Annotated in this window: 42 protein-coding genes, 2 tRNA genes and 1 pseudogene; 38 read left to right on the top strand and 7 right to left on the bottom strand. The window is 33.3% G+C overall.

The features are described 5' to 3' along the window. The first annotated feature begins 7 nt into the window (after window positions 1-7). Window positions 8-1366 (top strand): TrkH family potassium uptake protein, encoded by a 1359-nt coding sequence (locus tag AC1Q7N_RS04570; RefSeq protein ID WP_107511460.1) that lies wholly within the window; start codon window positions 8-10, stop codon window positions 1364-1366. Window positions 1367-1504: 138 nt separating this feature from the next. Continuing rightward, complete coding sequence (locus AC1Q7N_RS04575; RefSeq protein WP_162158385.1) at window positions 1505-3010, top strand: bifunctional metallophosphatase/5'-nucleotidase; 1506 nt, start codon at window positions 1505-1507, stop codon at window positions 3008-3010. 102 nt (window positions 3011-3112) lie between these two features. Here AC1Q7N_RS04575 and AC1Q7N_RS04580 read toward each other — a convergent pair whose 3' ends face one another. Continuing rightward, window positions 3113-3715, bottom strand: coding sequence for a CPBP family glutamic-type intramembrane protease (locus AC1Q7N_RS04580; protein WP_001829312.1), 603 nt, complete (start codon window positions 3713-3715; stop codon window positions 3113-3115). Between the two features lie 5 nt (window positions 3716-3720). After that, a complete protein-coding gene (locus AC1Q7N_RS04585) occupies window positions 3721-3906 on the bottom strand; it encodes a YkvS family protein (protein ID WP_001829339.1) in 186 nt (61 codons plus the stop codon). Between the two features lie 204 nt (window positions 3907-4110). Between AC1Q7N_RS04585 and lplA the strand changes: the two genes are divergently transcribed. Continuing rightward, window positions 4111-5097 (top strand): lipoate--protein ligase, encoded by a 987-nt coding sequence (gene lplA, locus AC1Q7N_RS04590; protein ID WP_002446122.1) that lies wholly within the window; start codon window positions 4111-4113, stop codon window positions 5095-5097. Between the two features lie 77 nt (window positions 5098-5174). Here lplA and AC1Q7N_RS04595 read toward each other — a convergent pair whose 3' ends face one another. After that, window positions 5175-5393, bottom strand: coding sequence for an IDEAL domain-containing protein (locus AC1Q7N_RS04595; protein ID WP_001829292.1), 219 nt, complete (start codon window positions 5391-5393; stop codon window positions 5175-5177). 214 nt (window positions 5394-5607) lie between these two features. Here AC1Q7N_RS04595 and AC1Q7N_RS04600 point away from each other — a divergent pair, with 214 nt between their 5' ends. From AC1Q7N_RS04600 to AC1Q7N_RS04610, 3 genes are all read left to right on the top strand, one after another. Continuing rightward, window positions 5608-6183 carry a competence protein ComK gene (locus AC1Q7N_RS04600; RefSeq protein WP_001829272.1) on the top strand — a complete coding sequence of 192 codons (576 nt, stop codon included), beginning with the start codon at window positions 5608-5610 and terminating at the stop codon, window positions 6181-6183. A 182-nt stretch (window positions 6184-6365) separates the two neighbouring features. After that, window positions 6366-6440 (top strand) — tRNA-Asn (locus AC1Q7N_RS04605). Window positions 6441-6443: 3 nt separating this feature from the next. Then, window positions 6444-6532: transfer RNA gene (locus tag AC1Q7N_RS04610), tRNA-Ser, on the top strand. A 52-nt stretch (window positions 6533-6584) separates the two neighbouring features. On the opposite strand, the gene AC1Q7N_RS04615 is transcribed toward AC1Q7N_RS04610, so the two are convergent. From AC1Q7N_RS04615 to AC1Q7N_RS04625, 3 genes are all read right to left on the bottom strand, one after another. Next, entirely contained in the window at window positions 6585-7634 is a 1050-nt protein-coding gene (locus AC1Q7N_RS04615) for a tyrosine-type recombinase/integrase (RefSeq protein ID WP_001830299.1), read from the bottom strand. Between the two features lie 63 nt (window positions 7635-7697). Then, on the bottom strand, window positions 7698-8642 hold the full coding sequence (locus AC1Q7N_RS04620; protein WP_002468744.1) for a DUF5067 domain-containing protein: 945 nt from the start codon (window positions 8640-8642) through the stop codon (window positions 7698-7700). A gap of 55 nt (window positions 8643-8697) precedes the next feature. Beyond that, the gene (locus AC1Q7N_RS04625; RefSeq protein WP_002468741.1) at window positions 8698-9309 is read right to left on the bottom strand and encodes a S24 family peptidase; all 612 of its coding nucleotides are present in this window, start codon (window positions 9307-9309) and stop codon (window positions 8698-8700) included. A gap of 196 nt (window positions 9310-9505) precedes the next feature. On the opposite strand from AC1Q7N_RS04625, the gene AC1Q7N_RS04630 reads away from it, so the two are divergent. Genes AC1Q7N_RS04630 through AC1Q7N_RS04640 form a run of 3 tightly spaced genes read left to right on the top strand, consistent with a single transcriptional unit; the run spans window position 9506 to window position 10673 of the window. Beyond that, complete coding sequence (locus tag AC1Q7N_RS04630; protein WP_001830251.1) at window positions 9506-9721, top strand: transcriptional regulator; 216 nt, start codon at window positions 9506-9508, stop codon at window positions 9719-9721. 13 nt (window positions 9722-9734) lie between these two features. After that, window positions 9735-10451: a phage repressor protein gene (locus tag AC1Q7N_RS04635; RefSeq protein ID WP_002468739.1), complete on the top strand. Its 717-nt coding sequence runs from the start codon at window positions 9735-9737 to the stop codon at window positions 10449-10451. Window positions 10452-10463: 12 nt separating this feature from the next. Beyond that, window positions 10464-10673 (top strand): hypothetical protein, encoded by a 210-nt coding sequence (locus AC1Q7N_RS04640; protein WP_002468742.1) that lies wholly within the window; start codon window positions 10464-10466, stop codon window positions 10671-10673. A gap of 123 nt (window positions 10674-10796) precedes the next feature. Here the strand turns inward: AC1Q7N_RS04640 and AC1Q7N_RS04645 are convergent, their stop codons facing one another. Beyond that, window positions 10797-11645, bottom strand: a complete 849-nt coding sequence (locus AC1Q7N_RS04645) for a DUF4393 domain-containing protein (RefSeq protein WP_162158633.1) — start codon at window positions 11643-11645, stop codon at window positions 10797-10799. Window positions 11646-11820: 175 nt separating this feature from the next. On the opposite strand from AC1Q7N_RS04645, the gene AC1Q7N_RS04650 reads away from it, so the two are divergent. From AC1Q7N_RS04650 to AC1Q7N_RS04790, 29 genes and pseudogenes are all read left to right on the top strand, one after another. Then, on the top strand, window positions 11821-11997 hold the full coding sequence (locus AC1Q7N_RS04650) for a hypothetical protein (protein WP_002456867.1): 177 nt from the start codon (window positions 11821-11823) through the stop codon (window positions 11995-11997). A 54-nt stretch (window positions 11998-12051) separates the two neighbouring features. Beyond that, window positions 12052-12327, top strand: a complete 276-nt coding sequence (locus AC1Q7N_RS04655) for a hypothetical protein (RefSeq protein ID WP_049391368.1) — start codon at window positions 12052-12054, stop codon at window positions 12325-12327. Further along, window positions 12299-12523: a DUF2483 family protein gene (locus tag AC1Q7N_RS04660; protein WP_134293128.1), complete on the top strand. Its 225-nt coding sequence runs from the start codon at window positions 12299-12301 to the stop codon at window positions 12521-12523. The genes AC1Q7N_RS04655 and AC1Q7N_RS04660 overlap by 29 nt, the downstream gene beginning before the upstream one ends. Further along, window positions 12516-13160, top strand: coding sequence for an ERF family protein (locus AC1Q7N_RS04665; protein WP_002439164.1), 645 nt, complete (start codon window positions 12516-12518; stop codon window positions 13158-13160). The genes AC1Q7N_RS04660 and AC1Q7N_RS04665 overlap by 8 nt, the downstream gene beginning before the upstream one ends. Further along, a complete protein-coding gene (locus tag AC1Q7N_RS04670) occupies window positions 13160-13579 on the top strand; it encodes a single-stranded DNA-binding protein (RefSeq protein ID WP_103433362.1) in 420 nt (139 codons plus the stop codon). Before AC1Q7N_RS04665 ends, AC1Q7N_RS04670 begins: the two co-directional genes overlap by 1 nt. Continuing rightward, on the top strand, window positions 13560-13754 hold the full coding sequence (locus AC1Q7N_RS04675; RefSeq protein ID WP_080356197.1) for a hypothetical protein: 195 nt from the start codon (window positions 13560-13562) through the stop codon (window positions 13752-13754). The genes AC1Q7N_RS04670 and AC1Q7N_RS04675 overlap by 20 nt, the downstream gene beginning before the upstream one ends. An 8-nt stretch (window positions 13755-13762) precedes the next feature. After that, window positions 13763-14449 (top strand): putative HNHc nuclease, encoded by a 687-nt coding sequence (locus AC1Q7N_RS04680; RefSeq protein ID WP_492712863.1) that lies wholly within the window; start codon window positions 13763-13765, stop codon window positions 14447-14449. Beyond that, window positions 14427-14657: a helix-turn-helix domain-containing protein gene (locus tag AC1Q7N_RS04685; protein WP_254104630.1), complete on the top strand. Its 231-nt coding sequence runs from the start codon at window positions 14427-14429 to the stop codon at window positions 14655-14657. The genes AC1Q7N_RS04680 and AC1Q7N_RS04685 overlap by 23 nt, the downstream gene beginning before the upstream one ends. Window positions 14658-14662: 5 nt before the next feature. Beyond that, window positions 14663-14875: a helix-turn-helix domain-containing protein gene (locus AC1Q7N_RS04690; protein WP_032606243.1), complete on the top strand. Its 213-nt coding sequence runs from the start codon at window positions 14663-14665 to the stop codon at window positions 14873-14875. Next, on the top strand, window positions 14872-15615 hold the full coding sequence (locus AC1Q7N_RS04695; protein WP_492712864.1) for a DnaD domain protein: 744 nt from the start codon (window positions 14872-14874) through the stop codon (window positions 15613-15615). Before AC1Q7N_RS04690 ends, AC1Q7N_RS04695 begins: the two co-directional genes overlap by 4 nt. Window positions 15616-15620: 5 nt before the next feature. Next, window positions 15621-15974: a replicative helicase loader/inhibitor gene (locus AC1Q7N_RS04700; protein WP_162152964.1), complete on the top strand. Its 354-nt coding sequence runs from the start codon at window positions 15621-15623 to the stop codon at window positions 15972-15974. After that, on the top strand, window positions 15964-17211 hold the full coding sequence (locus AC1Q7N_RS04705) for a DnaB-like helicase C-terminal domain-containing protein (RefSeq protein ID WP_002504983.1): 1248 nt from the start codon (window positions 15964-15966) through the stop codon (window positions 17209-17211). Before AC1Q7N_RS04700 ends, AC1Q7N_RS04705 begins: the two co-directional genes overlap by 11 nt. Then, window positions 17208-17429, top strand: coding sequence for a hypothetical protein (locus AC1Q7N_RS04710; RefSeq protein WP_070858718.1), 222 nt, complete (start codon window positions 17208-17210; stop codon window positions 17427-17429). Before AC1Q7N_RS04705 ends, AC1Q7N_RS04710 begins: the two co-directional genes overlap by 4 nt. Next, on the top strand, window positions 17407-17652 hold the full coding sequence (locus tag AC1Q7N_RS04715) for a DUF3269 family protein (RefSeq protein ID WP_070653564.1): 246 nt from the start codon (window positions 17407-17409) through the stop codon (window positions 17650-17652). The genes AC1Q7N_RS04710 and AC1Q7N_RS04715 overlap by 23 nt, the downstream gene beginning before the upstream one ends. An 8-nt stretch (window positions 17653-17660) precedes the next feature. Next, a complete protein-coding gene (locus tag AC1Q7N_RS04720) occupies window positions 17661-18068 on the top strand; it encodes a RusA family crossover junction endodeoxyribonuclease (protein ID WP_002468165.1) in 408 nt (135 codons plus the stop codon). After that, complete coding sequence (locus AC1Q7N_RS04725) at window positions 18069-18260, top strand: hypothetical protein (RefSeq protein WP_049391225.1); 192 nt, start codon at window positions 18069-18071, stop codon at window positions 18258-18260. After that, window positions 18261-18674: an SA1788 family PVL leukocidin-associated protein gene (locus AC1Q7N_RS04730; RefSeq protein WP_145376383.1), complete on the top strand. Its 414-nt coding sequence runs from the start codon at window positions 18261-18263 to the stop codon at window positions 18672-18674. After that, on the top strand, window positions 18671-19105 hold the full coding sequence (locus AC1Q7N_RS04735; protein WP_145376381.1) for a DUF3310 domain-containing protein: 435 nt from the start codon (window positions 18671-18673) through the stop codon (window positions 19103-19105). The genes AC1Q7N_RS04730 and AC1Q7N_RS04735 overlap by 4 nt, the downstream gene beginning before the upstream one ends. A gap of 2 nt (window positions 19106-19107) precedes the next feature. Next, window positions 19108-19788 (top strand): hypothetical protein, encoded by a 681-nt coding sequence (locus tag AC1Q7N_RS04740; RefSeq protein WP_145376379.1) that lies wholly within the window; start codon window positions 19108-19110, stop codon window positions 19786-19788. A gap of 19 nt (window positions 19789-19807) precedes the next feature. Then, window positions 19808-20047 carry a hypothetical protein gene (locus AC1Q7N_RS04745; RefSeq protein ID WP_145376377.1) on the top strand — a complete coding sequence of 80 codons (240 nt, stop codon included), beginning with the start codon at window positions 19808-19810 and terminating at the stop codon, window positions 20045-20047. Then, window positions 20044-20592 carry an HNH endonuclease signature motif containing protein gene (locus AC1Q7N_RS04750; protein ID WP_492712867.1) on the top strand — a complete coding sequence of 183 codons (549 nt, stop codon included), beginning with the start codon at window positions 20044-20046 and terminating at the stop codon, window positions 20590-20592. Before AC1Q7N_RS04745 ends, AC1Q7N_RS04750 begins: the two co-directional genes overlap by 4 nt. 90 nt (window positions 20593-20682) lie before the next feature. Then, on the top strand, window positions 20683-20913 hold the full coding sequence (locus tag AC1Q7N_RS04755) for a hypothetical protein (protein WP_162158635.1): 231 nt from the start codon (window positions 20683-20685) through the stop codon (window positions 20911-20913). Then, a pseudogene (locus tag AC1Q7N_RS04760) lies at window positions 20903-21079 on the top strand (DUF1024 family protein); the annotation flags it as partial. The gene AC1Q7N_RS04755 and the pseudogene AC1Q7N_RS04760, both read left to right, overlap by 11 nt. Then, the gene (locus AC1Q7N_RS04765; RefSeq protein ID WP_162158636.1) at window positions 21075-21254 is read left to right on the top strand and encodes a hypothetical protein; all 180 of its coding nucleotides are present in this window, start codon (window positions 21075-21077) and stop codon (window positions 21252-21254) included. The pseudogene AC1Q7N_RS04760 and the gene AC1Q7N_RS04765, both read left to right, overlap by 5 nt. Beyond that, complete coding sequence (locus AC1Q7N_RS04770; protein ID WP_162158638.1) at window positions 21255-21782, top strand: dUTP diphosphatase; 528 nt, start codon at window positions 21255-21257, stop codon at window positions 21780-21782. It begins immediately after the preceding gene. Window positions 21783-21833: 51 nt separating this feature from the next. After that, the gene (gene rinB / locus AC1Q7N_RS04775) at window positions 21834-22004 is read left to right on the top strand and encodes a transcriptional activator RinB (protein WP_002468977.1); all 171 of its coding nucleotides are present in this window, start codon (window positions 21834-21836) and stop codon (window positions 22002-22004) included. Between the two features lie 144 nt (window positions 22005-22148). Continuing rightward, window positions 22149-22565 (top strand): DUF722 domain-containing protein, encoded by a 417-nt coding sequence (locus AC1Q7N_RS04780; protein ID WP_162158640.1) that lies wholly within the window; start codon window positions 22149-22151, stop codon window positions 22563-22565. A gap of 448 nt (window positions 22566-23013) precedes the next feature. After that, window positions 23014-23448, top strand: coding sequence for a terminase small subunit (locus tag AC1Q7N_RS04785; protein ID WP_162158642.1), 435 nt, complete (start codon window positions 23014-23016; stop codon window positions 23446-23448). Next, window positions 23432-24697, top strand: coding sequence for a PBSX family phage terminase large subunit (locus tag AC1Q7N_RS04790; protein WP_492712868.1), 1266 nt, complete (start codon window positions 23432-23434; stop codon window positions 24695-24697). Before AC1Q7N_RS04785 ends, AC1Q7N_RS04790 begins: the two co-directional genes overlap by 17 nt. The last annotated feature ends 5 nt before the right edge of the window (window positions 24698-24702 follow it).

Raw genomic sequence — 24702 nt, forward strand, 5'->3', positions numbered from 1 at the left:
GAAAATCATGTCAGTTTTAAGTCAGCTGCTTAAAAAATCTAGCCCTCAACAAGGGATTATACTCTATTATCTATTTGCCATCGTCGTTGCATTTTTATTATTAAATTTGCCATATGTTCATAAACAAGGGGTTGAGGTTAATCCAATTGATACACTTTTTGTAGCTGTATCAGGTATTAGTGTTACAGGATTATCACCAATTACTATAGTCGACACATACTCAACCTTTGGTCAAATTATCATACTTATTATTTTGAACATCGGTGGTATAGGTGTTATGGCTATTGGAACCATGCTTTGGGTTGTTTTAGGCAAACATATTGGAATTAGAGAACGACAACTCATTATGTTAGATAATAATAGAGATACTATGAGTGGAACGGTTAAACTGATTTTAGAAATTGTAAGAACAATTTTTATTATTGAGTTTATAGGTGCACTCTTACTCGCGTTCTATTTTTATCGGGATAATCCTGATTTAAAAAACGCATTAATGCAAGGCATTTTTGTGTCAGTATCTGCTACGACTAACGGTGGTCTTGATATTACTGGTGAATCTTTAGTTCCCTATGCAAAAGACTATTTTGTACAAACAATAGTAATGTTCTTAATTGTGTTAGGATCTATAGGCTTTCCAGTTTTGTTGGAGTTAAAAGCATATATAAAGAATCGAGTAACTAATTTTAGGTTCTCATTATTCACAAAAATAACGACAACAACGTATTTATTCTTATTTTTATTCGGCGTTATTGTTGTATTAATATTAGAACATAGCAATGCATTTAAAGGATTGAGTTGGCATCAATCATTATTTTATGCATTGTTCCAATCATCAACGACCAGAAGTGCAGGTTTGCAAACGATAGATGTGTCACATTTTAGCGACGCAACAAATATTGTAATGGGATTATTGATGTTTATAGGGTCATCTCCTAGTTCTGTAGGAGGCGGAATTAGAACAACAACATTTGCTATTTTAATTTTGTTTGTTATTAACTTTAATAATACTGGTGACAAAACAGGTATTAAAATTTTCAACAGAGAAGTACATATTATGGATGTACAAAGATCATTTGCCGTATTTACTATGGCGTCATTGATTACATTTATTAGCATGATTATTATATCTGCCACTGAACAAGGCAAGTTGTCCTTTCTACAAATTTTCTTTGAAGTAATGTCTGCGTTTGGTACATGTGGTTTAAGCTTAGGTGTGACAAGCGATATCAACGATATTACCAAGGTTGTATTAATGATATTAATGTTTATAGGTCGTGTAGGCCTCATTTCATTCATCATTATGTTAGCTGGACGTAAAGAACCCGAAAAATATAGCTATCCTAAAGAACGTATACAAATTGGATAATCATTACACTATTAGCAAAGGCATACATACACCTTTGCTAATAGTTTTTTTATTTGGAATGATATCAATGCGATAATAGTTTTATAACATTTAATGAATGGTACATGTTACACTAAATTTAAGGAGAGGAGTGGCTCTATGGAAAAAAATGAAAATAAAATAGTTGATGTGATTGCAACTTCTGATATGCATAGTCACTTCTTAAATGGTGATTATGGCTCAAATATTTATCGAGCTGGTACTTATGTTAATGAAGCTCGAAAAAATAATGAAAATGTCATATTACTAGATAGTGGGGGAAGTTTGGCGGGATCACTTGCAGCATTCTATTACGCCGTTGTAGCACCATATAAACGTCATCCTATGATTAAGTTGATGAATGCAATGCAGTATGATGCTAGTGGAATTAGCCCTAATGAATTTAAATTTGGATTATCTTTTTTGACACGTTCAGTTGCACTCTCAAGGTTTCCCTGGCTATCAGCAAATATAGAGTATACTGTTACTAGAGAGCCATATTTTTCTACGCCTTATACAATCAAAATGTATTCAGATTTGAAAATTGCTATCGTAGGTTTAACCTCAGATGGATTAATGAAGAACGAGTACGCAGAAATGGAAGAAGATGTCTGTATTGAGAAGACTTTGGTTTCAGCTAAACGTTGGATTAGATACATACATGAAGTTGAAGAGCCAGACTTCCTTATTGTTATTTATCATGGTGGGTTAAATAAAATAAGTAGTACCAATAAAAGAAATGAAAAAAATGCAAATGAAGCTGAAAAAATTATGGAAGAACTTGGTGTTATTGATGTAATTATTACCGCTCATCAACATCAAACAGTTGTTGGAAAAGATCATGAAACTATATATGTTCAAGCAGGTCAAAATGCTGAGGAATTAGTACATCTTTCAATTAAATTTAAGAAACGGACAACTTCTTATGAAATTGAGCACATCGATTCAAAAGTTATAGACTTAAATGATTACCATGAAGATGAACAATTATTGAAAGAAACATATTATGACCGTAAGGCAGTTAAACACTGGGCAAATTCAGTTGTTTCAAACAAAAACAATGGCTTAACAGTTCAATGTATTGAAGATATTATTTGTAAGCCTCATCCTTTTACTCAGTTATTACATGATGCAATTCGATTAGCCTATAATTACGATATTTCTTGTGTGCATATACCTAAGAATGGTGAAGAAGGGTTAAAAGGAACTATAAGAAATAGAGATATATACGATGCATATCCTCATCCAGATAAACCTATAGATATCACTGTCAAAGGTAAAAATATCAAAGATATACTTGAATACAGTTATGCGCATATTGATTTTAATAAGCGACAATTAAGTATGACAATGATAGATGAAACGTTATTTACAGTTTGGCAAGGGTTTGATTATTGTATAGACATGTCACAATCACCGTTTAATAGAGTGAAATTAAATGGTCTAAATGAAGAAGATTCGTATAGAATAACAATGACTGATTATTGTTATAGAAACTACAAAATGTATTTACAAGAAGCTATCGTTCAAGACACATATTCGGAAACGATGGGTGGATTGATTAGAAAAAATTTAAAATGTGACACGTATTCTGTGAAATTAAATCATAATTTTAAAGTTTATTAATCTTCCTCGTACTATTTATAACGGTGTATGTGTCACTTTTTCTTTAATTAATTTAAAAAAGCATTTCTTAGCTCAAATTCATGAGTCTAAGAAATGCTTTTTTTATCCGTGGAATATCAATAATAAAATGATAGCCACAATTTGACCAATTGTAGTCGTAGCAATACGTCTCGTATATTCATAGCTAAGAGATAGAATGAACTGAGCTACAAAAATAAAGAATACAATCCACCAATTATCTAAGTATATAAATAATGAACTTGAACATATTGCAACAATTAAAATGCTAGCCCATTTCGGTAAGTTATATTTTATTAATTCCTTTTGTAAAACAGTTCTCATATATAGTTCATGACAAGGTATCACAAATAATAAAGTAACGAGCATTTGCCATTTAAAGTAGACACCCGTTCGTGATAATTCTTTGATTAAAGATGCGTATGATAATTCTGATGAAATAAGTGAAAAAATCAATTGTATAATAATGAGTGCGACACTCGTTATTATACCCATGCCTATGGAAGTTAATAATCGTTTAGATGCAATGTCTCTTTGGTAAAAAACATAACTTATTCCAGCTATTAACATAATGCCAGTATATAAATACCAGTATTCCTGATGTTCTCCCCACATCACAAATAATATGGCGTGAAAGATGATGAAGCTTATAACAAACCAAATCAAAGCTTTAGAAACATTTTTCATTTTAATTAACCTTCTTGATCAACGATTTTGTATCGCTTATGATTGATAACTGTCTTTTCCGGTAAATCTAATTCATTAAAATTATCCATAATAGTTAAATCTACAATAACAGAGTTATCATTAATCTTCTCGACACGGCCTCTTAAACCGTCATAAAATTCTACTATATTACCTACTTCTGCAACAGTCATTACGAGTCCTCCCTTAAATCATAGCTAGATTATATTGTACTAAAATTTACTTGACAAATAAACTAATTTCTATGAAAAAGAAGTGAACTAAAAGAAAATTATAAAATATCATTCATAAATGAGTAAAAGAGTGGAATTTTTCTTATAAATCATTCATAACTAGGGTAAGGGCATATAGAGAGACTTATTTAAGGAGAGAATGTTATGAAATTTATTAGCAACAATAATATTAATGATCCTTCCATCAATTTAGCAATGGAAGAGTATGTTCTTAAAAATTTACCTTCTGAAGAAAGTTATTTTTTATTTTATATTAACAGACCTTCAATTATTGTTGGAAAGAATCAGAATACAATTGAAGAAGTTAACCAATCGTATATTGATAAACATCAAATTGATGTAGTAAGACGTATTTCTGGAGGTGGGGCTGTCTATCATGATACTGGAAATTTAAATTTTAGCTTTATCACAGATGATGATGGTCATAGCTTTCATAATTTTAAAAAGTTTACGATGCCCATTGTACAGGCCTTACAATCAATGGGAGTTAATGCTGAAATGACTGGACGGAATGATATACAAGTAGGGCAAGCTAAAATATCTGGAAATGCTATGGTTAAAGTAAAAAATAGAATGTTTAGTCACGGTACATTAATGCTAAATTGTGATTTAAATGAAGTTCAAAATGCATTAAAAGTGAATCCAGCTAAAATTAAATCTAAAGGCGTTAAATCTGTTAGAAAAAGAGTTGCCAATATTGAAGAATTTCTAGAACAGCCAATAGATATAGAAGAATTCAAACAAATTATTCTTAAAACTATTTTTGGTGAAAATGAAGTTGAAGAATATGTACTAACAGAAGAAGATTGGAAGAATATTAAGCAATTAAGTAATGAAAAGTATCGTACGTGGGAATGGAATTATGGCAGCAACCCAAAATATAATATTGAGCGTGAAGAGAAATTTGAGAAAGGTTTTATTCAAATAAAATTAGATGTAAAAAAAGGAAGAATTGAACGGGCAAAACTATTTGGAGATTTCTTCGGCGAAGGTGATGTAACCGAACTTGAACATGCGTTAGTAGGTTGCTTACATGATTTTGAACATATAGAAGAGGCACTTCAAAATTATGATTTCTATCACTACTTTGGGGATATAGATAAGTATGAAATTATAAGATTGATGTCCTAAGTATGATAAAAAGGTCTATTCTCAACTTGTTTTAAAGTAGGGAATAGACCTTTTATGATGAGTGACTCGAGTCTAATTTATTCACTTAAAAATGCCTCCAATTGTTTAAATTCGTTAGTATATTGAATAAAATCGTTCTCGTTTTTATTGATGAGCGCTTCATCAATTAACAGTTTAAGTTTAGCTTTTCTTGCATTTCTGAGTGCTTCTTCAATGACGAGTTCAACGCCTAAATCGTTCACTGTCATTACAAAATCTTCTAATGTAGTGTACTTGACCTCAGTATTGTGATTCATAAAGACCACGACCTTTCAATTATTTAATATATAAGTATTATACTGATTTTAAATTTTGAAATCAATGAATATTCTGACATTTTAAAAGAAATATGTGTAAAAAGAAAACAAAAGTAGAACTTGACTTTATTTTGAGCTTGGATAAAATATTATTAGGTTATTATTTTTTATTTTTAATAATCATCTAAGTAATTGAATAAAGTGAGGTTTTTTAATGACACATTTACCCGAAACGATTTATGTTATACGAAAAGGTGATATGGTAATACGACCTAAATATGATGAATATCAGCAGACAAATGGTACTGAGATTATCAGATTTGATCAAACCCGCAAAGAAAGTCCATTTAAAGTACAGAGAATTATCGAAAGATCATGTAAGTTTTATGGCAATAATTATATTAGTAAAAAAGCAGAAACGAATCGTATTACTGGAATTTCTAGTAAACCACCTATTTTACTTACACCTCTTTTTCCTACTTACTTTTTTCCAACTCACTCGGACCGTCAAGAAGAAAATATATGGATTAATATGCATTATATTGAAAATGTTAAAGAACTTAAAAATCGTAAGAGTAAAATAATTTTTGCGAATGGTGATTCTTTAACACTCAATGTATCATTTCATAGTTTGTGGCATCAATACACCAATGCAATCATCTATTATTACATGGTAGATAAGCAATCACGAATGAAATCTAACAACCCTGAACAACCCATTGACTATAATCAGTCCTCTTTAAATATTTTCGAGGCGCTTTCACGCTACTCTCTTTTTGAAGAAAATTAGCTTTTTTCCCAAACTATTTATTTTAAAAAATTGATGACAGTGTTTCAATTTAAAATATGCGGGACGTTAATATTAAATAAGTGTAAATGTTCCGTATATTTTTTTAATATAACTCTTGAAAAATTCAACAAGATTGATATAATAATACTTGTGCTTGATAGAGATAGTTTACTTATTATTTATCCGCAGTAGCTCAGTGGTAGAGCTATCGGCTGTTAACCGATCGGTCGTAGGTTCGAATCCTACCTGCGGAGCCATATGGAAACGTACTCAAGTTGGCTGAAGAGGCGCCCCTGCTAAGGGTGTAGGTCGCGAGAGCGGCGCGAGGGTTCGAATCCCTCCGTTTCCGTACTATACCGTTGATATGACGGGATTTCGAGAGAGTAAGTGTCAAATAAGTGTCAAGAGAATATTTCTCTGACACGTTGACCTTGCTCTTTTTTATGTTCTTCTAATAAATGTGAATACGTGTCTAGCGTTTGTGATATAGTAGCGTGACCTAAACGTTTACTTATATACTCGATTGGTATGCCTTTAGATAGTAAGTAAGATGTGTGCGTATGTCTGAGTGAATAGGGAGTTATATTATTATCGTTTAATCCTATCACTTCTTTTGCTTTTCTAAATGCTTTACTTACTGATGTATGACTAACCGAGAATAGCTTGCCATCAATTCTACGCGGCATTTTAGCTAATTTTGAATTTATGTGCATGATATCTTTTGAATTAACTTCTACATCACGTTTTGAATTCTTTGTTTTCGTTCCAGGCAAATGAATTATGCCATTCGCTTTGTTTAGATCTTTGTAAGTCATATTGATGACATCGCTATATCTTGCGCCAGTAATGCCTAATAGATATAGCAAAACATAACTTTCTTCATCTCTTTTCTTGAAATAATCTAGCAAGTTTAAATAGTCTTTTATTGTAATAAACTTAAATTTCTCATCTTTAGCTTTTTCAGTCCCTTTGATATTTACATTATAAGTAGGGTCTTTCTTCAAATAGCCATCGTATAACGCGTCTTTAATACATCTAGCAAGACAACCGTGAACTTTTCTTACTGTTTCATCAGTATGACCTTGTGCGTATTGATTTAAAAACTTTTGATACTCACTACGTGTGATATTTTTAACTAACATATTTTCTCCGAAATACTCACTGAATAATTTAATCGATCTTTCATACCAGTAGAATTGTTTGCTAGACAACTGTTTCTTGTTCTTAATTTTTATCCAGTCATCGTAGTAGTCAACGAACTTTTTATTATCTTCAATGTTGTTGCCATCTTCTAAATCTCTAATTAATTGTTGTGCTGCGTTTGTAGCCTCAGCTTTTGTTTTAAATCCAGATTTACGTTTTTTGCCAGATTTCAAACTAGGGTGTTTAACATCGTATTGCCATGATGAGCTTGTCTTATTTTTGCGTTTTGTTACTGTAAATGTTGCCATTTTCCGTGTTCCTCCTTAAAAAAAGTAAAAAATAATAAGGGTAGGCGAGCTACCCATGAAATATTATATTTTTCCGTCCCACGCCTCATTTGCCACTCCATTTGTAGTTGAACGTGGCAATGGTTCGTTAAAACTTCTACGATCTACACGTTGATTTTGATTATTTTGCGGTACTTCCTCCATTTGTGACTCATTGTGAGTAGTTGTTTTCGTTCTATTCCATTCGTCAATTTCTGATTGGGTCATGTAACCATTATTATTTTGTGTTTGTTGGTTGTTATTAGCTTGTTGCTGATTGTTGTTTTGTTGTGTTGCTTGAGTTTGTTTACCTTGTATACGTTCATTATTACCATTATTGTCTTGTGATTTGCCATTATCATTTTTAGATGTGCTTTCTGATTCGTTATTCGCAACATCTTTATTGCCTTCTTTTGAACTACTAGCAGAATCGTTTGTAATATCATCTGCTGCAGAATAATCTACGGTCTTTAGTTTACTAATATTTATTTTCTTGGTACCCAGTTTTTTACCCTCTGTGCCTTTAGTAGCTTTAAGTGTCACTTGCTTATCATTTTCTAATTCATAAGTAATAATACCTTTAGCAGTTTTACCTTTCTTAATTACATCATTGTTGTGTTTGTCCCATTCTTCGAATTTACCAGTATTAGGCGTTGGACCAACTTCAAGTTTACTTTCAGTATTTTCACTATCTTGTGTAGTCTCCATCGACGCTATCCAAACATTCATTGGTGTGATTTGTTCGTCCCCGTCTTTACTTTTAACTTCGTATTTAAAAGCTAATAGTTTCTTGCCATTATCCGAATCCTTATCATTAACTAAAAATGTATCTTTTATTTTTAAAACAGCTTGATCAAGGACTAAAGTATCATTAGTGAATTGTACTTTGTTTTCATCAACGGACGTCGACTTTTTTGAATCGTTATTGTTGTTGCTACATGCCGCTAAAACTAAGAAACAAGATAATAAAATAAATAAGACTTTTTTCATTTTACATTTCTCCTCTGAATAAATATTTATATTAAAGCGCCACAAAGGACGCTTATTAAAACAGTTTTTGACTTGCTACAACTCTACCAATTATTTTAACTTCGTCATCTTCTCCGTAAACTTGAGGTAAATGTTCTGGGTTGTTTGATTCTGGAATTAAGATAATTTGATTCTTGTTATATCTAACTCGTTTAACAGTAGCGTTATAACCATTAACCATAACGACGCCCAACTGACCATTTTCTACTATAGAATCTTTTTCGACTACAACTACATCGTTTTCTTGGAAAATTTTATCCATGCTATCGCCAGACACTCTCAAACCAAATTCTTCTTTGTCAGAATTAAGATTTTTAGTAGCGAAGTATATGTAATCAACTAAATTTTCTTCACTATAGATAGGTAAGCCTGCAGATATTTTTGAAACAACTGGAATCTTTTTGACTGGTAGGGTTTCTAGTTGAGGTTGCTCGATATCCATAATTTCCTCTGGTTTAATATTTAACCCTTTACAAATTTTGATGACATTTTCTACCTTAGCATTAAATACTCCTCTTTCTAAAATAGATCTAACAGTTGTATAAGCTAAACCAATTTCTTTTGAAAAAGCTTTTATACTCCCAGATTTCAATTCCATAAGTCGTTTTAAATCTTTTTCTTTAGTCATTTTCGTTTACCTCATTTCTAATTTGTACCTATATAATACCATGCGAAAAATCGTATATCAAGTAAAAATAAAAATAAAAAATGCGAATTTTAGTGTTGACTCAGTACGAAAATTCGTATACACTTTAGTTAAGCAATCGGAAAGGTTGCTAAAAATTATAATTTGGAATACGAAAATTCGTATTAGGAGGGGTACTATGTTGAAGAATTTCAACGATATTAGAAAAGAGAAAAAAGTATCTCTGGTTGATTTAGCAGACTTATTAGAAGTCAGATACCAAACGGTAGCAGATAAGATAAATGGTGTTTCTGATTTTAAATTTGGAGAGGCATTACTTATTAAAAATGAATATTTTCCAGAGTATGACATTGAATATCTTTTTGAAAAAGAAAAAGAACGACAAACAAATTAAAGGAGGAATTCAAATGCAAGATTTACAAATTTTCAATTTTGAAGAATTACCAGTAAGGACGTTAACAGTAAATGAGGAACCATTTTTCGTCGGTAAAGATGTAGCGGAAATCTTGGGCTACTCAAACACGAGAGACGCATTATATAGACACGTTGACGGTGAAGATAAGGACGTCGTGAAACTCGACACCCTTGGTGGTAAACAAAGTCAAACTATTATCAACGAATCAGGATTATACAGCTTAATATTCTCATCAAAATTAGAATCAGCTAAACGTTTCAAACGCTGGGTAACATCAGAAGTTTTACCTACATTAAGAAAAACTGGAACTTATCAAATACCTAATGATCCAATGCAAGCATTAAAACTGATGTTTGAAGCAACGGAACAAACTAAAGAAGAAATTGCAACAGTGAAAGCAGATGTTATTGATATCAAAGAAAATCAAAAGCTAGATGCAGGAGAATACGGATTGATAACAAAAACAGTTCATCAACGCGTTGCTTATATCAGACAAATTCACGGACTACCTAATAATAAAGAAGTTAACAAACCTTTATATAGAGACATTAACAGTAACGTAAATACGATGGCTGGTATTAAAACAAGAACACAGTTAAAACAAAAACATTTCGATGACGTAATGAATATGATCACAAATTGGTTTCCATCTCAATCAACAATGTATGTCATCAAACAATTAGAAATGGACTTTGAAAACGAAGTATAAGGAGTGATAGCAATGGAATACATTGGATTTGCGGACGCTATCGAGTTTGTGAAAATAAGTGGAATTTCTAAAAACGATTTAGAAAAGCACGTTTATAGCAATAAAGAGTTCCAAGAGAAATGTATGTACAGATTTGGCAAGAATCATAAACGCTACATCAAGATTAGACCGGCAATTGACTTTATAGAACAAAATTTAATGGTGCCAGAAACGGCACTTTAGAGGAGGTTTACCGATGAACAAACTACAACTCATTAAAATAGCACTCCTAATCGTCATCTTGGCGGAGGAGATTAGAAGTGCTAGAAATTATAAAAAAGCTATAGGAAAACCTTTTTCAATACACTAGAAACAGCAGTGGGTAAATGCTTTGCCAAAAGCAGTTATTTCTATCATTCCTTTATCGAATTCAATACAAGCTGGTTTTACTAAGTTATAAATTGTTTCAGTAGATACATTGTTATGGCTAGCTAATTCATCGACACCAAAAAGATTAATTAAATAAAAGGTATGACTATAATCATTATATTCATTTTTTTCATATTTCTTCCTAAATTTATCGATAAATTTATAACTTGAAAAAACATTATAATGCCTTTCGTCAGTGTAATAGTTATTACCAATGTCAATTTTTAACAAACCAATTCGTTCAAGGTTATTCAATGCAATCTCTGTATCAGCAATAGTTAATGGAGAATTATTTATTACAACATCTGATAAAAAGTTCATACCTAAATTATTACCTTTTACTGCTTTATATCTAACAGCAGGAATTGCATCTCGATTACAAAGGGATTTGAATAAAACAGCATCTTTAGGAGACATTTGTTTTATTAATTCAACGAATGAATGATGTATTTCATTTGTTTTACTATCATCCATAGCAGCAGCAATTAAATTAGAAAAAAGTTCTCTAATATTTTCTTCACTAATGTAGAATTTTGAACTCTCTATTGCTGGACCAATTATTGAAAGTTCAGGTTCTTTTAAGTTATCTCTAGGTATATTTTTTACTTTGGCTTCAATATTAGCTTTAAAGTTTTCTAAATCTTGTTGACGCTTATATTGTTTTTTAGCAGCCCAATTATGATAGCCACCAAATATTAAATCCCATGTAGTATTTAAGGTTTTAATAGGGCCATCAGCAGCACCTTCAATAATTTTGTCTAAACCTTTACCAATTATAGGATCCATTATTACTACACCCCCCTTTCGTCGCAGTAGCGATAACTACATTATACACGAAAGGAATGGTTTTTATGCCACCACACATTCAACAAATGCTATTTGATTTTGCATTAGAAAGAGGATATATCGAAAAACTTTTAGAAATGAAAGAAGAGTTAGAAATGAAAGGAGAGGATGATAAATGAAGTACTTACTAAGTTACATGACGATGTTTATCGCAATGATCATCACATTACTTTTAGGAGGCGGTTTCACAACAGTATTAGGAATTGCGATGTTAACCCTTATCTTTAGCACATTCTTCTGGGAAAAGTGGCTTGAGATAACAAAAAAGACTGAAACTTGCGCCAACAAGTAACAGTCAAACACTAACTAAAATATACAACTTAAATATACAAGTGGAGGAGAGAAAATGCAAGAGTTAATCACAGTCAAGATGACTAGAGAAGAATACTCTCAACTAATCAAGAGCCAAACAGATTTAGATTTCTTGCAAAGCGATTACGATTATTTAAACAAACGTTACGAAGATATGTGCGATAGATATTTTGAACTTAGAAAAGATTTCAGAAAAGCTATAGAATCATGCGAAACACAAAGTGAAACAATTAAAGTCATGGATAGAACAATCGACATGCTGCACAAAGGAGTGATTGGGATTGAAAGAAACAGTGACATATCTAATTAAACTGAAAGACGCTCCTTTCGACCTGTATATCACTAATAAACCTAACAACGAAGAAGATACTTCTTATTCAAGAGATAGACGGAGAGCAAGAGAATTTGCAGGACTAGAAGATGTGAGTATCGACATGACAAAGCACATAGCAATTAAAAAGAAAGTAACTGAAACAACTGAATATGAGGAGGTTGAGTATGACTGAACAACTTAATTTATATCAAAAAATAGCAGATGTTAAGGCAAATATTGATGGCTTTACCAAAGACACTAAAGGTTACAACTATTCATATGTGAGCGGATCGCAAGTACTTCACAGAATCAGAAACAAAATGATTGAACACAACTTGTTATTGGTGCCTTACACAGAGCATGAAGAAGTCACTGAAACTAAAAATGCAAAAGGTAAGCCGGAACACATCGTTAAATTAAAACTCACATATAAATGGATTAACGCAGATAACCCTCAAGAAGTGTTGGAGGTTCCTTTCTTTGCAGTAGGACAACAAGACGACGTATCTAAAGCGCACGGAACAGCACTCACATACGCAGAGCGTTATTTCTTAATGAAATTCTTCAATATTCCGACTGACGAAGATGACGCAGACGCAAAACAAAAGCAAGAAAAGTACAACAAAGTAAGTAGTCAAACAGTCGGCGTTCTAAAAGAAGAAATACTTAAATTTGTCGACTTGATGAAATCGTTAGGAAAAGAAGTATCTCAACAACAAGCAGAACAAACTTTTGGCATACAAAACTATTCGTCAATGTCAGAACAACAAGCAATCAATACAATCAACAAAATTCAAACAATGGCTAAAAAATATACGGAGGCGAAATAATGACTAACTTAACAATTTTGACAGGACGTATCACTAAAGATTTAGAACTTAAACAAGCAGGACAAACACAAGTAACTAACTTCTCTATGGCAGTGGACAATCCATTCAAAAAAGATGACACATCATTCTTTGACATCGTAGCGTTTGGCAAAACTGCACAACTATTAAACGACTATTGCGGTAAGGGAAGCAAAGTTTTAATCGAAGGCAACTTGAAGCAAGACCGTTTCCAAGATAAAGAAGGACACAATCGTTCAGTAGTACGAGTAATTGCTAACAGAATTGAATTTTTAGATAGCAAAGGTAGTAATCAACAAAATAGTCAATCTCAACAACAAAGAGGACAAGCACCAGCAGGCAATAACCCGTTTGCAAATAACAACAATTCGAATATAGAAGATGACGATTTACCCTTTTGATAAGCCTACAATAAGACAAATTGAGTACGCCGAATACTTGCAATCATTTTTAAGAATAGATGACGACTTATCAAAAATGAATAAGAGAGAAATAAGTAACTATATTAATTTAATAAAACCTGAGGCAGAAAATATTATTGATGAATTGCAATCGCATACAGATATTGTTTGGTAGGTGATTGAGTGCCAATTATTAAAAATTACATCACTGAAGATGACGGTACAACGACTGTAGTCATCAAAGGAGTAGAACTAGATAACAAAACATCATTGCTTTTAGACAACGGTTACGAAGTAGAAGCAGATGTAAGAGTTGTAGATCCATTCAAGATTACAGATAAGCAGCGTAGAAAAGTATTTGCTCTCTGTAACGACATAGAAGCTTACACAGGACAACCACGCGACTATATGAGGTATTTGTTCATGGATTACGTAGAAGTTCTCTATGGCTATGAAAAACGTCTCTCATTGAGTGATTGCACAAGAGAACAAGCTAAACAAGTTATAGAAGTTATTCTCGACTGGGTGTTTCACAACGATATACCACTCAACTATAAAACAAGTGACTTACTTAAAAATGATAAAGCGTTTCTTTACTGGTCGACAGTCAATCGTAACTGTGTAATATGCGGTAAACATGGAGAACTGGCACATCATAAAGCGATTGGCAGAGGTGCTAATCGTAAGAAAATGGATCATTACGGTTTTGAAGTGCTGTGTCTATGTAGAGAACATCATCAATCGCAGCATGATATGGGTGTAGAAACCTTTGATAAATTACATCACCTTGAAAATTCGTGGCTTTCAGTAGATGAGCGCTTAAACAAAATGTTGAAAGGAGTTAAAAATGAATTCGAGAGTAATAACTAAAGAAAACAAGAAAGAAATAGCTCATAGAATAAAGCAAATAAGACTACAAAGAAATTTTGATATAAACGAATTCGCTTCAATCTTATATGTTTCTCCTTTCTGTATAAAACAATGGGAAGAAGGCAAAAGAATTCCTAATCTTAAAAAAATAAAATTGATAGCATTCATATTCAAAACAACACCTGAATGGCTATTGTACGGGGAGTGATAGAAATGACTTTAGGACAAAAAATAAAAGACCATCGGGTTAACTTGGGAGAAACAATGGAAGAATACGGAAAACATTTCGAACCTCCAGCACATAAATCAATAGTTTCTAAGTGGGAAAAAGACATTTCAAAACCTAACAATAAAAGACTCAAATTAATCGCTGATGACATGAATATTACTGTAACAGAGTTACTGAATGGAAGTGGTAAAACGTGAGCAATCTACTAATTGACGATTATCCAATACTTGTACTTCCTACGTTAGCAACTGAGATAGGACTTAACGAATCAATTGTATTACAGCAAATGCACTACTGGTTGAAGAAAAGTAATCATAACTACGATGGTAGACACTGGATATACAATTCATTCCCTGAATGGCAAAAACACTTTCCTTTTTGGTCTGTAATGACAATCAAGCGTGCTGTATATAGTTTAGAAAAACAAAACCTATTGTATGTAGGCAACTATAACAAAGCTAAATTCGATAAAACGAAGTGGTACAGCATCAATTATGAAAAGTTAGAAGGTATGAAACGACCATCGTATCAAAATGATACGACGAGCGTATCAAAAAGAAACGATGGAGTGTATCAGAATGATACGACCAATACCAGAGACTACACAGAGACTTATTCAGAGAGAGACAGAGACGACGTATCACATGTATTTAAATATATTAGTAATAACTTAGAAATCATACAAAGTCCATTAAAAGCACAACAACTAGAAGAAGCTATAAAGGATTTTAAAGATAACAAACTAGAGATCGTTACTGTAGCTACTGATTACTGCAGAGAAAATAGCAAAGGTGTTAACTACCTTATCAAAGTATTAGAAAACTGGAGTAAAGACGGTGTCGATACTAAAGAGAAAGCAATATCTAAAATTAAACCTAGAAACAATAAAGAAGATGATTACCTAGCTAAGAAGAAACAGGAACTATTAGGAGGTTAGACATTATGTCAATGACTGAACTAGAGGCAATTGAAATATTAGAGTTAATAAATAATGTCTACGATATGAAATTCAATAAAATCAAGTACAACCTTTGGGTAGAACAACTCACACAATATGGGGATTTCGACAGAACACTACACAAAACAAAGAAATATGTTAGAGAAAGTCGTTATAAACCTACGATTGCACAAATTATTGATCGCAAACCACCCGAAATGGAAAGCGCAGTGATACCAGAAGAACAGACTGATAAATACAGAATGCAGCACGATAAAGAGTTTAGAGAAAGAAGAAAACAATTAAGAAAACAATGGCAAAAGATGAAAGAAGATTGGGGGTTAGATGATGAGTATTGATGTATTGAGTACTGAAGAATCTATAATATCTAACCTCATGCGTAACCCAGAGTTACTAAGTAAATTCAGATTGAAACCTGAAATGTTTACTGATGAAAAATTAAGAGTGTTCATTGAGTATGCACTAGAGCAAGGGAAGGTCGATGTAAACCAGATCTACTTTAAAAGTCGTGATGATAATGAATTTATATCTACTGACCGATTAGGTCGTTTATACAACTCAGATGGCACTGACAAGGCGTTTTTTATGGACGACCAATTGAACCTATTACAAGAATATGTTTTGTCACAAGCTCGTGAGAAGCTCACAGAGTATCAATCAATGCCGAGTAAAGAAAATTTTAATTATCTGGTAGAGGAATTAGAGAAATTAAAAGGTATGACAATAAAAAAAGCAGACGCTACTGATAGTTTTCTAGCTGAAGTTGTAGAAAATATTTTATCTGATGAACCAAAACAATTTGTTAAAACTGGTATTGCTTCTATAGATAACAAAATCATTGGTTTTGAACCAGGTCAGTTGAATGTATTGGGTGCAAGACCTTCGTTAGGTAAAACTTCTCTTGCATTAACGATGATGTGGAATATCGCGCAGCGTGGGTACCCTACAACGTTCTTTAGTTTAGAAACTGGAGGTAACAATATCGTTGAGAGATTAGTTGCAACAATAACAAATATTCCACTATCTAAAATTAAGCAAGGCAACGGATTAAATGATGATGAAGTTTCATCGGTAATGTCTGCTATAGATCAAATTAAAAAATGTAATTCTTTAAAGATTGAGGACCAAGCACAAATGACACCACAAGACGTTAGAGAAGTCGCATCTCAAAAAACAGATAAACCTCACGTTATATTTATTGATTATCTTACACTCATGCAATCAGATGTACCTCAACGTGATAGACGGTTAGAAGTTGAAAAGATTTCTCGTGATTTAAAAATTATAGCTAAAGAAACAGGTTGTATCATTATCGCACTATCTCAATTAAGTAGAGGTGTAGAAAGTCGTAGTGATAAGCGTCCGATGATGTCTGATTTAAGAGAAGCAGGAGGAATTGAGCAAGACGCGAATATGATTTTCTTCTTATACCGTGACGATTATTACGACCAAGACCAACAAGACAACATTACAGGCAAGTCGGAAATTGAATTCATTATTTCTAAAAATAAAGACGGAGAAACAGGGGTGGCACACCTTGATTTCTACAAGAAAACGCAGAGGTTTTATGGATGAAAGTTTATGAGTATCAGCAACTTTTAGGTTTTATGTATCGAGAGGATTATAAAGAAGATCCAATCATAGCCAAAATATTAATCGAGTCTGGGTGGGCAGTTAAAAGGCTGCTTGATACTGGAACCATTAAACCCTTTGACGATTATGAAGAAGTGAAAGAGTTAATCATGAATGAAACGAAGTGGAGGCAACCAGATGGGACTTATCGACGGACTTAAAAAGCAATACACGTTATATCAGATTGACGGTTGGAAGATGTGCAGTGTGACGCCGTTAGGAGAAGATACATTCAAACTAGGTAACTATGCAGGCATGCACTTTAGAAACGTATTTTCAGGAACAGTAACGAAAGATGAGCTGGAAAAACTAAAACGCAAACACAAGTTGTTCAGAAAAGAAGAACTGCAACAACAGATGACAATTAACGAATTATTATTTTGAGGTGAGTTATGGAAATAGAGATTAATTTTAACGATACGTATAAGGAACCTATCGGCTCTCCTCGTCCACGTTTTAGGAATGCAGGTAAGTTTATCCAAACATACATGCCAACGTCTTACACAAAGCATAAAGCATATATACAGAGTCAATTACCTAAAAAGATGTTGAACAGTAGATTGAAAGTATCAATATATTTTTACTTTGCACCACCTAAAAGTTGGACTAAGAATCAAAAGTTAATATCGATAGGCCAATACAAACGTACGAAACCAGATATAGATAATTTAATCAAAACAGTGCTAGACGCTGCTAACGATCACTTATGGAAAGACGATAACCAAATTGCACACATTGAAAGCTTTAAGCAATATGCAGAAGAACCAAAAATAATCATGAATGTAGAGGAAGTGGAGTGAATGGCTAATAGAGAAGAAACAATTGAAGTTGAAGCAACACTCAAAGTGAGATGTAAATATCCAGTATGGATAAATAATCGTATTACGAAAGAAGAAGAAAAAGAGCGCATTTTAGATTTAATCAGTAACAACCCTGACAAAGAGTTGATGAACGAAGATTTTGAACTAGTTGAATTAATAGAGGTGGAGTAAATGGAATTAGCAAAGAATAGAACGATTGAATTTAAAAATAATAGATTATATTACGTTGTAAAAACTGAAGAACAGAAACACTTATTGCCAGTTGAAGATGTACACGAAGCTGAATACACAGGCACACCCTGGAAACTCATTGTAAGACGTATTAAGTATTCTGGTTACAGTCCTGAAGAAGCTTTATTTGAAGAGTACAACGAGCAAGATACAGAAGCGAAAGAGAGAAAACAACTATCTCAATTGGAACATGAGGACAGAATGAGGTTAGTTAGATTAGAACGACAAAAAGAACTTAATCTAAGACGCAAGAAACCTCACTTGTTCGAAGTGCCTCAAGTACACTCTCGTGGTGAATGGTGCACGCACCTTATGGAAAATGACATCTTTCCTAGAAAGGTGGTTAGATCATGAGCATTAAAGATTTGACTGTAGGAGAATATATAAAATTATCTGATAGCAACAACAAGCAAAGGTACGGAAGAGTTTTGAACGTGTATCAAGATGTATTTTATTTAAAATACGTTGCAATAGTAGAGATTGATGGCGTTGGCACTATAGAAATAGACGATAACTATGACTTTATCAGTGTGCCTAGACCAACTAGTAAAGAAGTTGAAAAGACGTTAGATGACAAGGTTGATCACCCGTCACATTACACGTATGGAGATATAGAAATAATTGAATTCATAGAACAGGTCACTAAAGATTATAAACCGGAGTTAGCATTTGCGATTGGTAATGCAATTAAGTATATCAGTCGAGCTAATCGTAAGAACGGAAAAGAAGATTTAGACAAAGCGCGTTGGTATCTAAACAGAGCATTTGAGAAGTGGGAGGACTAATTATGGTGTATATGTACGAACCATTTAGCCACACAGTGACTAAGACAGACCTATCTCATTTACACAACATTACAGGTATTCCACTAAACACACTTTGGTACCAAAAGGAACGTGGCACATATAACGATAAATTGAAGTGTTTCTTTACCGACACAATGCCGAGAGTGAATAAGAAACAGGAGTTTAACGACAGAGTTGTAGCAAAAGATGAAATTTGGAAGTACAGCGATAAGTACGACTTATATGTAAGTAACTTAGGCAGAATGAAAAGACCTGATGGTAAGTATAAATTTGCGAATGGTTGCAACGGTATTTCCACAGTTATTTATAAGAATAAGAAGTATCGTGCAGCAGATATTGTATATGAAACGTTTATCGGTAACTTGAAAAACGGATTGCACGCATATCCGAAAGATAGTAGATATAACAATTTTATTGCAGATAACTTATTCCAATCTACATTACAGAAATATAGAGTGTATCGCAGAAATAAAGGCATATCTAAACCAGTATATCTAGTAGATAGCGACAACAAAATTGTAGAGGAATTTGCAAGTACAGTAGAAGCTCAAAAATTGTTATTCATAGACAGACGCAACATTGCTAGAAAGTGTAACCGTAAACATGTAAGTGACGGATTGATGTACATGTGGGCCGACGAATACGAGAAGGTAAATGCGTAAAAATACGAGGAGGATATAAATGACTAAAAATACATTGAACGATTTAAACAATCACTTATTTGCGCAATTAGAAAGATTAAGCGATGAAGATTTAAAAGGTGAAGAATTACAAGAAGAATTGAGTAGATCAAAAGCAGTTTCTGATGTAGCTAAAAATATTGTGAGTAATGGAAATCTGATTTTACAAGCTCACAAATTTAAAGATGAACGCATGGACGCTAACAATCATTTGCCAGAATTACTGGAAGAAAGAAAATGAGAGGTTTTAAGTGGGAACAAAAACATATTGATTATGTGAAGTCTATTTATAAAGGACGGTATTTGAGAGAAGTAAGAGATATGTTTAATGACAAATTCGGAATGAATATTAGTAGTAATGCTATCAATGCTAAGATGAATCGTTTAGGTGTAAAAAGTGGTATACCAGCACACGGAACTAGAAAATCACATGGCCACTTACACAAACCTATCGGATCTAAAAAAATAGACCAATACGGATATATCCTTATAAAAGTTGATGATAAAACCAATAATCAAAAAAAGAATTGGCAACTATATCATCACTATATTTGGGAAAAACATTACGGAAAAATACCACCTCAACATGCCGTAATATTTTTAAATGGAGACAAAAAAGATATAAGGATAGAAAACTTAGAAATGGTACCTTACTCAATATTTCAAATGATGTATAAAAACGATTTGATTTACGACAATCCAGAATTAACTAAAGCTGGTATTAATATAGCTAAACTATTAAAAAAACAAACTAAACGTTCAGTAAGGGAGATGAAGAAACGATAATGGATTATATAGAACAAGCTATAAAAAATAAAGAGTTAAATCAATGTTTATTCTTATTAGAGCAAATATTGGATGATTTGGAGGTCGACCATGAAGGATAACAGGTGGATAACGCTAAAAGACGAATTGACGCAAAGGTATATTGAACTTCGTGGCAAAAGTAATAAAATTTCAAACGATTTACCAACTGTTGAAATAGCGAATATATTAGTTGGCAAGAAAGTTGTAAAAGAACAATTACAGCGTATGGACGAACTCGACGGAACGCACGAGTTTAAAAATTTATTAAGTGATTTGGAGCGTGGTAGTGATGGACAATAGAGAGTTTATCCAACGCTGCATAGTATCATCTACAGCTTTTACAGGACACGACGGGTGTTTACTAATCAAAGAGCTTAACGAAGTATATAGCAAAGCTGAGTTGTACGACAAGATAGTGGAAAGTAATTCAAAGAGTTTAGTAGAAAATGGAGGAACAGTAAATGACGGCATTCCATGTATTGGTGCTAATTATAATTGGTGCATTTATTGCAGACTATGTAAGGTTACGTAAGGAGAAAGCTAAATTAAGGGTTAACGTAAGTATTCTTGCTGAGCATGTTATGAAAGATTACGGAGCAGAGTACACATATAGACTTATCAATTACAAGGAGGAACAATAAATGACTAATCAATTAACAGTAGATCAATTACAAGAGTTACTACAAATACAAAAGGAGTTTGACAGTAGAATACCAACACTTAATTTACAGGATAGTAAGATTGCTTACGTAGTTGAATTCTTTGAATGGTTTAATACATTAGAAACATTTAAGAATTGGAAGAAGAAACCAGGTAAACCGTTAGATGTGCAACTAGATGAATTGGCAGACATGTTAGCGTTTGGATTAAGTATTGCGAATCAAAGGAACATTAAAGAAAAACATACTCATGAAGTTGTTGATAAGATTAATGTCTTAAAATACGAAAACGCATTTGATTTTTATGATAAAGATTATACTAAAACGTTTTTAACTGAAATTAATAATTTAGTGAATGAAAAGAAAATAATTACACCATTACATTTAGTTTTAGCTATCGGAAAAGTGCACTATTCTATAGACCAACTCATCGACGCATACAAAAAGAAAATGGAGCGAAATCATGCAAGACAAGATGGAACAGCAGACGCAGGAAAAGGTTACGTGTAAGAAAGACATAGTAGCAGAGATTAAAAGAATACTCGGCAAGGAGTGAATAAGTTGATTAAACGAATATTAAAGATTTGGTTTACTATCGCTATGTATGAGTTAGGTAAATGGATTGGTAGAGAGTTGTATTATAAGTTAACTGCTAATGATGAGGTGGAAGTGCCTAAGGACTTCGACGAAAACGACCACGCTCATTTGAACGGCATATACGGAGGTTATTAATATGTGGGGCGTAATAGCAATCATTATATTGGTGTTGCTTCTGTTTGGCTCATTACTTGAACAGAATGATCTAAAACACCAGTTAGAAGTGAAAGATTATGAGATTAAGACCTTGAAAGACAAGTTGGAAAATGGAGGGTAAGTATGATAACGATTGAACGACACGATATAAAGAAATTAGAAGATTATATCAAGAACATAGAGCGATATAGACGAGAGTTAAAAGTGAGAGAGTATGAACTACTAGAAAACCACGAACCCGAGAATGTAGGAGCAGGTAAGAGTAATATGCCAGGTAATCCTATTGAGAGAGAATCAATTAAGAAGTTAAGTGACAATCGTTATAACAACTTACGTAACATTGTAAAGGGTGTAGATAAACTCATTTATGAATCAGACGAAGATACACAAGACTTAATGCGTTTGAGATACTGGGAATGTCCTATAGGTTGTAGTGAGTGGGAGGATATAGCTGACTACTTCGGCACAAGTAAGACGAGTATATTAAGACGACGTGATGCAATGATAAATAGATTGGCAGAATTCATAGGCTATGTGTAGGGTGGACTTTTGAAGTGTGTAAGTCCGTTTATAATCAATGTATTATGATATTGTAAGAATTACCTCACAAGACATAGTGTTTATCCTTTCGCACTATGGTGGGGTATTCAATTCAAAGTGATTGGATAAGTGCTTATCGTCTTTATAGACGTTGCGCATCCGATTGCTTGACTATCCGTCACAATGGCGGGTAGTTTAATTGAATCTTACAACACGGCTTCCGATACGATGATATGAATACTTGACATGTAATTTTTCTCCTCCCTTAATTAGTTATCCGTGAGAACACACGGGTAACTTTTTTATGTATTGATGTGACATAGAGGTGTGACATGAGTACATAAACTCAAATAAATAACAAAACATAATCATTAGGCACTGTTTACGCAGTGTCTTTTTTATACGTCAAACAAAGGTGTTTAACCGTGAGAGTAGGTGGTAATATACGATGACGAAACTGAACCTTAAACAACAAACATTTGTTGATGAGTACATTAAGACAGGTACTGCTTATCAATCGGCAATTAGGGCTGGTTATAGTGAGAAATACGCAAAATCAAGTAGTCATAAATTGTTGGAAAATGTGGGAATAAAAGCAGAAATAGACAAACGAATGGAAAAACTGAAAAAAGATTCAATTGCAGACCAAGATGAAATACTTCAATATCTCACCTCTGTATTACGTGGGGAGGTAACAGACCAAGAGTTGATACCTATTCAAGTTGGCAGAGGCGAAATGGAAGTAGAAGAACTAGAAAAAAGGTCAGATACTAACGCTAGAACTAAAGCTGCAGAATTATTAGGTAAGCGATATATGATGTGGACAGATAAACAACAAATCGAAACGACTGCGATGGTGCATTTCGATGATGATATCAATTAAATTATCCGAACTGTTACCTAAACACTTTCATGGACTGTGGAAAGCTACTAAGGACAAAGAAAAACTTAACATAGTAGCTAAAGGTGGACGTGGTAGTGGTAAGTCCTCTGATATATCTATCATTATTACACAGTTAATCATGCGCTATCCTATGAATGCAGTTGTAGTACGTAAGACGGATAATACATTAGCTACATCAGTATTTGAGCAAATTAAGTGGTCGATAGAAGAACAAAAGGTGTCACACCTGTTCAAAGTTAAAGTGTCGCCAATGGAAATCACGTATGTACCTAGAGGGAATCGGATTATCTTTAGAGGGGCACAGAATCCTGAACGATTAAAGTCGTTAAAAGATAGTCGATTCCCTTTTTCTGTCATGTGGATAGAGGAGTTAGCAGAATTTAAGACAGAAGATGAAGTCACAACAATTACTAACTCTATGTTACGTGGTGAATTAGATGACGGATTATTTTACAAGTTTTTCTTTAGTTATAACCCGCCTAAGAGAAAACAATCGTGGGTGAATAAAAAATACGAAACCTCATTCCAACCGGACAATACATTCGTACACCATTCGACGTACTTAGATAATCCTTTTATATCTAAACAATTCATACAAGAGGCAGAGAGTGCGAAAGAACGTAACGAACAACGTTATCGTTGGGAATATATGGGTGAAGCTATTGGTAGTGGTGTTGTACCGTTTAACAACTTGCAAATAGAGAAGATACCTGATGAGTTGTATAAGAGCTTCGACAACATACGCAATGCTGTAGACTTTGGATACGCTACTGATCCACTAGCGTTTGTACGTTGGCACTATGATAAGAAGAAACGTATTATCTATGCAGTTGATGAACACTATGGTGTACAAATAAGCAATAGAGAGTTTGCTAACTGGTTAAAACGTAGAGGTTATCAATCTGATGAGATATACGCAGATAGCGCTGAACCGAAGTCGATTGCAGAGCTGAAACAAGAACACGGTATCAAGAGAATTAAAGGTGTGAAAAAAGGACCTGACAGCGTAGAACACGGGGAACAATGGCTTGATGATTTAACTGCTATTGTGATAGATCCTAACAGAACACCTAATATAGCGAGAGAATTTGAGAATATCGACTACGAAACTGACAAAGACGGCAACGTAAAACCGAGATTAGAAGATAAAGACAACCATACGATAGACGCCACTAGATACGCCCTAGAGCGTGACATGAGGCAGAATAAACTTAGCATACTTACGTAAACGAG

Source organism: Staphylococcus sp. GW823-FHT05F06 (assembly GCF_058795495.1).

What these genes read in the sequence shown, in the direction of transcription:
- AC1Q7N_RS04745 (WP_145376377.1), top strand. Translation starts at nt 19,808, where the DNA reads ATGACTAAAAATACATTGAACGATTTAAACAATCACTTATTTGCGCAA.
- AC1Q7N_RS04625 (WP_002468741.1), bottom strand. Translation starts at nt 9,309, where the DNA reads ATGACTAAAGAAAAAGATTTAAAACGACTTATGGAATTGAAATCTGGG.
- AC1Q7N_RS04665 (WP_002439164.1), top strand. Translation starts at nt 12,516, where the DNA reads ATGACTGAACAACTTAATTTATATCAAAAAATAGCAGATGTTAAGGCA.
- AC1Q7N_RS04670 (WP_103433362.1), top strand. Translation starts at nt 13,160, where the DNA reads ATGACTAACTTAACAATTTTGACAGGACGTATCACTAAAGATTTAGAA.
- AC1Q7N_RS04785 (WP_162158642.1), top strand. Translation starts at nt 23,014, where the DNA reads ATGACGAAACTGAACCTTAAACAACAAACATTTGTTGATGAGTACATT.
- AC1Q7N_RS04715 (WP_070653564.1), top strand. Translation starts at nt 17,407, where the DNA reads ATGGGACTTATCGACGGACTTAAAAAGCAATACACGTTATATCAGATT.
- AC1Q7N_RS04675 (WP_080356197.1), top strand. Translation starts at nt 13,560, where the DNA reads ATGACGATTTACCCTTTTGATAAGCCTACAATAAGACAAATTGAGTAC.
- AC1Q7N_RS04630 (WP_001830251.1), top strand. Translation starts at nt 9,506, where the DNA reads ATGTTGAAGAATTTCAACGATATTAGAAAAGAGAAAAAAGTATCTCTG.
- AC1Q7N_RS04790 (WP_492712868.1), top strand. Translation starts at nt 23,432, where the DNA reads ATGATGATATCAATTAAATTATCCGAACTGTTACCTAAACACTTTCAT.
- AC1Q7N_RS04585 (WP_001829339.1), bottom strand. Translation starts at nt 3,906, where the DNA reads ATGACTGTTGCAGAAGTAGGTAATATAGTAGAATTTTATGACGGTTTA.
- AC1Q7N_RS04735 (WP_145376381.1), top strand. Translation starts at nt 18,671, where the DNA reads ATGAGCATTAAAGATTTGACTGTAGGAGAATATATAAAATTATCTGAT.
- AC1Q7N_RS04595 (WP_001829292.1), bottom strand. Translation starts at nt 5,393, where the DNA reads ATGAATCACAATACTGAGGTCAAGTACACTACATTAGAAGATTTTGTA.
- AC1Q7N_RS04685 (WP_254104630.1), top strand. Translation starts at nt 14,427, where the DNA reads ATGAATTCGAGAGTAATAACTAAAGAAAACAAGAAAGAAATAGCTCAT.
- AC1Q7N_RS04655 (WP_049391368.1), top strand. Translation starts at nt 12,052, where the DNA reads ATGCAAGAGTTAATCACAGTCAAGATGACTAGAGAAGAATACTCTCAA.
- AC1Q7N_RS04635 (WP_002468739.1), top strand. Translation starts at nt 9,735, where the DNA reads ATGCAAGATTTACAAATTTTCAATTTTGAAGAATTACCAGTAAGGACG.
- AC1Q7N_RS04615 (WP_001830299.1), bottom strand. Translation starts at nt 7,634, where the DNA reads ATGGCAACATTTACAGTAACAAAACGCAAAAATAAGACAAGCTCATCA.
- AC1Q7N_RS04580 (WP_001829312.1), bottom strand. Translation starts at nt 3,715, where the DNA reads ATGAAAAATGTTTCTAAAGCTTTGATTTGGTTTGTTATAAGCTTCATC.
- lplA (WP_002446122.1), top strand. Translation starts at nt 4,111, where the DNA reads ATGAAATTTATTAGCAACAATAATATTAATGATCCTTCCATCAATTTA.
- AC1Q7N_RS04770 (WP_162158638.1), top strand. Translation starts at nt 21,255, where the DNA reads ATGACTAATCAATTAACAGTAGATCAATTACAAGAGTTACTACAAATA.
- AC1Q7N_RS04720 (WP_002468165.1), top strand. Translation starts at nt 17,661, where the DNA reads ATGGAAATAGAGATTAATTTTAACGATACGTATAAGGAACCTATCGGC.
- AC1Q7N_RS04700 (WP_162152964.1), top strand. Translation starts at nt 15,621, where the DNA reads ATGTCAATGACTGAACTAGAGGCAATTGAAATATTAGAGTTAATAAAT.
- AC1Q7N_RS04620 (WP_002468744.1), bottom strand. Translation starts at nt 8,642, where the DNA reads ATGAAAAAAGTCTTATTTATTTTATTATCTTGTTTCTTAGTTTTAGCG.
- AC1Q7N_RS04710 (WP_070858718.1), top strand. Translation starts at nt 17,208, where the DNA reads ATGAAAGTTTATGAGTATCAGCAACTTTTAGGTTTTATGTATCGAGAG.
- AC1Q7N_RS04600 (WP_001829272.1), top strand. Translation starts at nt 5,608, where the DNA reads ATGACACATTTACCCGAAACGATTTATGTTATACGAAAAGGTGATATG.
- AC1Q7N_RS04575 (WP_162158385.1), top strand. Translation starts at nt 1,505, where the DNA reads ATGGAAAAAAATGAAAATAAAATAGTTGATGTGATTGCAACTTCTGAT.
- AC1Q7N_RS04640 (WP_002468742.1), top strand. Translation starts at nt 10,464, where the DNA reads ATGGAATACATTGGATTTGCGGACGCTATCGAGTTTGTGAAAATAAGT.
- AC1Q7N_RS04705 (WP_002504983.1), top strand. Translation starts at nt 15,964, where the DNA reads ATGAGTATTGATGTATTGAGTACTGAAGAATCTATAATATCTAACCTC.
- AC1Q7N_RS04725 (WP_049391225.1), top strand. Translation starts at nt 18,069, where the DNA reads ATGGCTAATAGAGAAGAAACAATTGAAGTTGAAGCAACACTCAAAGTG.
- AC1Q7N_RS04570 (WP_107511460.1), top strand. Translation starts at nt 8, where the DNA reads ATGTCAGTTTTAAGTCAGCTGCTTAAAAAATCTAGCCCTCAACAAGGG.
- AC1Q7N_RS04690 (WP_032606243.1), top strand. Translation starts at nt 14,663, where the DNA reads ATGACTTTAGGACAAAAAATAAAAGACCATCGGGTTAACTTGGGAGAA.
- AC1Q7N_RS04765 (WP_162158636.1), top strand. Translation starts at nt 21,075, where the DNA reads ATGACGGCATTCCATGTATTGGTGCTAATTATAATTGGTGCATTTATT.
- AC1Q7N_RS04645 (WP_162158633.1), bottom strand. Translation starts at nt 11,645, where the DNA reads ATGGATCCTATAATTGGTAAAGGTTTAGACAAAATTATTGAAGGTGCT.
- AC1Q7N_RS04730 (WP_145376383.1), top strand. Translation starts at nt 18,261, where the DNA reads ATGGAATTAGCAAAGAATAGAACGATTGAATTTAAAAATAATAGATTA.
- AC1Q7N_RS04650 (WP_002456867.1), top strand. Translation starts at nt 11,821, where the DNA reads ATGAAGTACTTACTAAGTTACATGACGATGTTTATCGCAATGATCATC.
- AC1Q7N_RS04780 (WP_162158640.1), top strand. Translation starts at nt 22,149, where the DNA reads ATGATAACGATTGAACGACACGATATAAAGAAATTAGAAGATTATATC.
- AC1Q7N_RS04740 (WP_145376379.1), top strand. Translation starts at nt 19,108, where the DNA reads ATGGTGTATATGTACGAACCATTTAGCCACACAGTGACTAAGACAGAC.
- AC1Q7N_RS04750 (WP_492712867.1), top strand. Translation starts at nt 20,044, where the DNA reads ATGAGAGGTTTTAAGTGGGAACAAAAACATATTGATTATGTGAAGTCT.
- AC1Q7N_RS04755 (WP_162158635.1), top strand. Translation starts at nt 20,683, where the DNA reads ATGAAGGATAACAGGTGGATAACGCTAAAAGACGAATTGACGCAAAGG.